Source organism: Dermacoccus sp. NHGro5, assembly GCF_017565385.1.
In the GTDB taxonomy this organism is placed as follows: domain Bacteria; phylum Actinomycetota; class Actinomycetes; order Actinomycetales; family Dermatophilaceae; genus Dermacoccus; species Dermacoccus nishinomiyaensis.
The window spans coordinates 1-5,282 of record NZ_JAGEKQ010000063.1; the positions used below are offsets into that span (position 1 = coordinate 1).

The window sequence follows — 5,282 nt, forward strand, 5'->3', positions numbered from 1 at the left end:
GCGCCTCCACGGATACCTCGGAGACGTCCCACCCGCCGAGTTCGAGAACGCGTTCTATGCTGTCCCCAACGACAGCAATCTGCTGATCGGAATCAAATAGCGCGAGTCTCCATCAGACCCAGGGCGCTTCAGTTCTCTCATGAGGTCAACTCCTTAGGACGAGGTGACCAATAGGTGTGTGAACGCGACCCCAAACCCTCGGCGCGGTCAGGAACCGATCCTGTGCACTCGGGCGGCGCGTCTGGCATGAGCGTTGCTCTTCGCTCACGCTCGACCAACACCACCTCTGCCAGTGGACATGCCGCAGCGAACTCGCGGCCCGCAGCATCGGCCGACCGCCGGGGGCATAAGTTGGTCATGACCTTCGCGAACCTGTTGCAGGCCTCGCGAGCTTCGCCTCGTATCCCCTCTATAGCCATGCGCTACTCCTTCCCAGGGACTCCCGCAAGACGCGGAACGCCTTGCGGCCATGAGCTGCGTCGGGAGGATTAACGGAGCGAGGACGGATAGCAGACGGAGTGCCGACCATCAGGCTCCACAGCGAACCCGACATGTCTGGTCCGGTCTACTGACCTGCGGCGTATCCGTCGAGATGCACGTGACGAACTTGGGTCATTCGTCGAGAGTCACGGTTCATGCGGCGAGTAGCGGTAAGGGAAGCCGAGGTGACCGTCGCATTCTCTGCGAACCTGATGGGCAAGTTCGTTGGGACGATGCCATCGCCTCACAGAGCTGAGTCATTGACAGCGACAGCCTTGCCTTGTCGATGATCAGGAACCGTGTGTGGTGTGCGTCGGTATTGTGTCGGCGTGATGCCGTAGCGACGGTGGAACCAGTGGGATGCGACGCGCGGGTCGCTCCACCCGACTTCGCTCGCGGCACGCATCACGGAGATGTCTGTTTCTTCGATGAGCCGCGCGAACTCGGTGAGCCGGAGTTCAGTGAGTAGGCGCATTGGGGCGGCGCCGGCGTGCTGTACGAACATGCGGGTCAGGTGGGTTCGTGAAAGTGAGAGTTCTCGTGAGAGTGCTCCAACGGTCCACGGCTCTGCGATCCGCCCGCGAAGCAACTGGATTGCTCGACCGATGTAGCCGATAGATCCGGTGTCGGTCAGTCGTCCATTGATGGGCGTCCACGGTGTTGTGGGGGTGTCCGATGCTTCATCAAGGAAAGTTGGCAGTATCAGCCTCATCCATCGTGCGAGAAGCTCGAGAGTGTGAGTCGCGACGACTTCGGGCGAATGGGTCCCGCTACGCAGGATGCTCATCTGTCGCCATAGCGGCTCGACCTGCCGCAGGGCAGCGATACCCGGTGCAAGGACGATCGCGCGGCCGTCCCACTCGAGGGGGTGCATTCCTGCGACCACTCGCTCTGCGTCGGGAAGGAACCATGCCATCTGGGTGCGCCAGAACCGTTCGTCGGCGTAGATGGCCCAGATGCGTACGGACGGTGATGGGCGCACGCGGCACCATTTGCCGGTGCCGAGGGCAAGAGACATGCCAGGACGCAGGACGTGCACGCTCTCAGCAGTCTCGAGGGCGCAAGAGCCTTCGACGACGTTGAGTATCTTCGCGTGCCGAAATACGGTACGGCTTGATGGAACCGTGCGCACCATCTCTATGGCCGCGATATCGCCTGGTGCCCGAACCGCTGCGTAGGGGCGCGTGAACCTGAGGGGCGCAGCGGGTGGCAAGTCATGTGCGGCCTCGAACGCGTCCTCTGGCGTAGCGGCCACGCTGCGCATGGCACGCTGTCAGCTCAGCTTGCCCTCCGAGTCGCGTGGCCGCACGCGGTGTTCGCTGAGGATGGAGACCCGATTGAACATATTGATGGCTGCGGCGACCCACTCCGCGGCCGCGAACTCCTCCTCGGCGAGGGTGTTTCGGGCCTGCGCGAGCTCGGCATTCACGGCGGCGTCGAGCGGGAGTCGGGTGGCTGCTTCAGCGATCGCGAGCAAGGCTCGCTCTCGATCGCTGAACAGAGTCGACTCGCGCCAGGCGGGCAAGACGTCGAGTACTTGCTGATTGACTCCTGCGCGCCTCGCCTGCCGTGAATGCAGATCAAGGCAGAAGACGCATCCGTTCAGCTGTGACGCCCGAACCTTGACCAACTCGCTCTCCGCGGGAGTGAGCCCACGTTGCGACGCGGCCTCAGACACAGCGGTCGCGAACGTAGAAGCGGCTTCCCATGCTTCAGGGACGGCCTTGTCCATGTATGGGCGCGGTTCATGCAAGGTGGACATCAGCGATCGTCCTTGGACGAGTCACCATCGGAGTCGAGGCCCTTTCTGACCTCGTCCATATCGAGTCCTCTGACGTTCTCTACGACTTCAGCCAAGGCAGTGGGCGGTAGGGCCCCCGCCTGGCTGAAGACGAGTAACCCCTCACGGAAGGCGAGCAGAGTCGGAATCGCGGTGATCTGGGCGGCCGCGGTGATGCGCTGCTCCGACTCCGTGTCGAGCTTCGCGTGGACGACGTCCGGATTGTCTAACGATGACTTCTCGAAGACCGGCGCAAACTGGTGGCATGGTGCGCACCAGTCCGCCCAGAAGTCGACGAGGACGATGTCGTTCTGATTGATCGTGACCTCGAAGTTGTCTTCGGTCAGTTCGACGGTTGCCATGCGAGTTCTCCTCTTGTACTCATGATGCTCAGTGGTGGTGTCCGTGGGGGTTGCCGGGGAATCGCGCGTCGACGATGTCGGCATACTCCGGATGAGCGCGGATGTACGCGGCGGCGAAGGGACATGAGACCGTCGCGGTCATGTTGTCCTTGCGGAGACTGTCCAGGGCGCCCCCGAGGAGCCGCGCAGCGACTCCCTTTCCACGGAACTCCGGGAACACCGAGGTTGCGAGGAGGAGCACCCGGTCGCCGGTTCTGCTGTAGAGCAGGCCTGCAGCGAGCTTGCCGTCCACGGTCGCTTCGTACAGCTCTGACTCGACGTTCTCCGTGATGACGAAGTCTTCCGCTGCGTCCGAGGAGACAGCCGGGAGGTCGGTGTCGGCGTCGGTCGCGGTCAAGCCGATCATTCCGTCGGGATGTTTCATGTCTCTCCTATCGCGAGATCTCGGTCAGCGGCCCGGTAGTACCCAGTCGGGCCGGATGAAATGGCACGAGTACCCATTGGGGTGCTTCTGCAGGTAGTCCTGGTGCTCGGGTTCGGCCTCCCAGAAAGGGCCGGCTTCGCCGACCTCGGTCAAGACTTCTCCTGGCCAGCGGCCCGAAGCGTTGATCGCTTCGATCACGTGGAAGGCGACTTTCATCTGTCCCTCGGTCGTCGTGAAGATCGCTGATCGGTAACTGCGCCCGATGTCGTTTCCCTGGCGGTTCCGAGTCGTGGGGTCGTGAATCTGAAAGAAGAACTCCAGCAGTATCTGGAATCGGATGATCGAGGGGTCATAGATCACTTCGAGCGCTTCGGCGTGATCCCCGTGATTACGGTAGGTCGCGTTGGGCGTGTCGTCGTCGCCGGAGTATCCGACACGGGTGCTCACCACGCCCGGGAGCGAGCGGAAGAGTTCCTGGGCTCCCCAGAAGCAGCCGCTGGCGAGGATCACTCTCGAGGTCGGCATCGTCTTCTCTCTCTTCGCGGCGGGCAACACGCCCCTTCGGGTCACGATACGGAGCGGAGTGCTGTCCAGGTGGCCTGGCTGTGCAGCGTAATGTCCGCGACCTGCGGCGTTCGGAAGCGGGACCGGCGGTTGCAGGGAGAAGACAGCTCTCTGCAGGAGCAGGCCACACGGGGCAGAGAAGCGGACCTACCGTCAGAGGAGGCGCCGGAACTCCGGCAAGCCAGCGAACCGTGCCCTACGGTGAGGAGAGATCGTGATATCAGAGCAGATCGATTTCGAGAATGTGCGCTTTGATCCGGATCTCTCTGACTTCCATGAGCTTGCGAAGCAGATGGCCACGGGGTTCGGGTACACCGCGAAGCTGTCGATCGGTGATCGCCTAGCCGCCCTTCTCCGATTGCGGGTTGCGCAGATCAATCCGTGCTCCTACTGCCTGATCCTGCACACGCGTATCGCCGTGGAAGTCGGCATCGGCGCGGCGATGGTCGCGCACCTGGCGAGCTGGCGGCAGAGCACGATGTTCTCCGGTTCCGAAGCACTCGCACTCGCGTACTGCGAAGCGCTGACACGTTACGAGCACGAGCACTTCGATGAGATGCATCAAGGGCTGACGGTGTTTTTCGATGAGCGTGAGATCGCCGAGATCGCAGCCGTCGTCATCAACATGAACGTGTGGACGAGGCTGAAGCTCGCGCAGGGCGCGGTGCCAGTCGTATTGCCCGGTGACGAAGAGCCTGCTCGTGAGACTGAGAGCCCAGGCGTCGGGGGAAAGAAAGGGAACCCATCATGACTGACGGATCGGTCAGCGGGCAGGAGATCGAGTTCGATCTGCTTCCGCCGGATGAGAGCCTCGACTCGGATCTTCTCGGCGAAGACTCCGACGACGACGGCCCGGGATACTCTCCGCCGGAGCGGCGGTCATCCGAACTGTCGTGGGGATTCACGGCGCGCGAAGCACGCACCCGAGAACCGCTGGCGGCTCGCTTGGCGCGTGAGGTGCCGGAGTACGAACCTGAAGAGCCGATGGGCGACGGGATCGGCGACATCATCGGCACGGACGGCGAGATCCTTGACGACCAGGTCGGATCGGTACGCGCTGGGCGGCTGATCTGGACCGAACCCGGCAACCCTGACCCGTCCTCCGACTTCTGGGCATCCGACATCGGCATCGACAATGGTGCCGCCTCCGCCGAGGAGGCGGCTATCCATGTCGTCATCGACGAGGGCGACTATGACCGGCAATAGTCTGGAATCAGACCGGGGAAGCCCGGAAGACCGGCGGAGGCTGTAATGATGCAGCAGACATGGGACTCGCGCAGCATTGATCCACGTGACCGCGTGGAGACGATCCGGACGATGCTCTGCGAGAACCTCGTCCAGACAGACCTGACTCTCGACCCGCAAGGCCGCGAGGCTCGCGTGAGCGTGTCTTACCAAGACATTGGGCAGCTGAGAGCCCTGTCCGTCCAGACGGTGCCCTCGCTGGCTGCCCTCGCTATGCGCCCCCAGCGGATGATCACAGCGGACAACGACGAGTCATTGTTCGTGGTCTTCCAGCGCGGCAACCGGTCGATGCTGCGCCGTGGGGATGACCAGACCGTGATGACTCCAGGCAGCATCGTCGTTTACCCGAGCACGAGCCCCTACGTCCACGCTTTCGACGAGGGGGTCATCGGGGACTTCTTCCGACTGCCGTTGGGTGTGGTGGGGT

General features: G+C 62.8%; 8 protein-coding genes. 3 read left to right on the forward strand and 5 right to left on the reverse strand.

From position 1 onward, the window contains the following. Positions 1–724: 724 nt before the first annotated feature. The 5 genes from J4Z35_RS14165 to msrA all read right to left on the reverse strand — a co-directional run bounded on the left by J4Z35_RS14165 (position 725) and on the right by msrA (position 3,571). Positions 725–1,498: an AraC family transcriptional regulator gene (locus J4Z35_RS14165; protein ID WP_160126273.1), complete on the reverse strand. Its 774-nt coding sequence runs from the start codon at positions 1,496–1,498 to the stop codon at positions 725–727. 255 nt (positions 1,499–1,753) lie between these two features. Next, complete coding sequence (locus J4Z35_RS14170; protein ID WP_074041171.1) at positions 1,754–2,242, reverse strand: carboxymuconolactone decarboxylase family protein; 489 nt, start codon at positions 2,240–2,242, stop codon at positions 1,754–1,756. Beyond that, positions 2,242–2,622 (reverse strand): thioredoxin domain-containing protein, encoded by a 381-nt coding sequence (locus tag J4Z35_RS14175; RefSeq protein ID WP_119217789.1) that lies wholly within the window; start codon positions 2,620–2,622, stop codon positions 2,242–2,244. The genes J4Z35_RS14170 and J4Z35_RS14175 overlap by 1 nt, the downstream gene beginning before the upstream one ends. 28 nt (positions 2,623–2,650) lie before the next feature. Then, the gene (locus J4Z35_RS14180; protein ID WP_083604036.1) at positions 2,651–3,046 is read right to left on the reverse strand and encodes a GNAT family N-acetyltransferase; all 396 of its coding nucleotides are present in this window, start codon (positions 3,044–3,046) and stop codon (positions 2,651–2,653) included. Between the two features lie 24 nt (positions 3,047–3,070). Continuing rightward, positions 3,071–3,571 carry a peptide-methionine (S)-S-oxide reductase MsrA gene (gene msrA / locus J4Z35_RS14185; protein WP_074041179.1) on the reverse strand — a complete coding sequence of 167 codons (501 nt, stop codon included), beginning with the start codon at positions 3,569–3,571 and terminating at the stop codon, positions 3,071–3,073. A gap of 253 nt (positions 3,572–3,824) precedes the next feature. Between msrA and J4Z35_RS14190 the strand changes: the two genes are divergently transcribed. The 3 genes from J4Z35_RS14190 to J4Z35_RS14200 all read left to right on the forward strand — a co-directional run. After that, a complete protein-coding gene (locus tag J4Z35_RS14190; protein ID WP_235006254.1) occupies positions 3,825–4,361 on the forward strand; it encodes a carboxymuconolactone decarboxylase family protein in 537 nt (178 codons plus the stop codon). Further along, positions 4,358–4,816, forward strand: a complete 459-nt coding sequence (locus J4Z35_RS14195) for a DUF5709 domain-containing protein (RefSeq protein WP_074041172.1) — start codon at positions 4,358–4,360, stop codon at positions 4,814–4,816. The genes J4Z35_RS14190 and J4Z35_RS14195 overlap by 4 nt, the downstream gene beginning before the upstream one ends. A gap of 45 nt (positions 4,817–4,861) precedes the next feature. Continuing rightward, positions 4,862–5,282, forward strand: a 421-nt coding sequence (locus J4Z35_RS14200; protein WP_208065684.1) for a hypothetical protein, incomplete at its 3' end; no start/stop codon positions are given.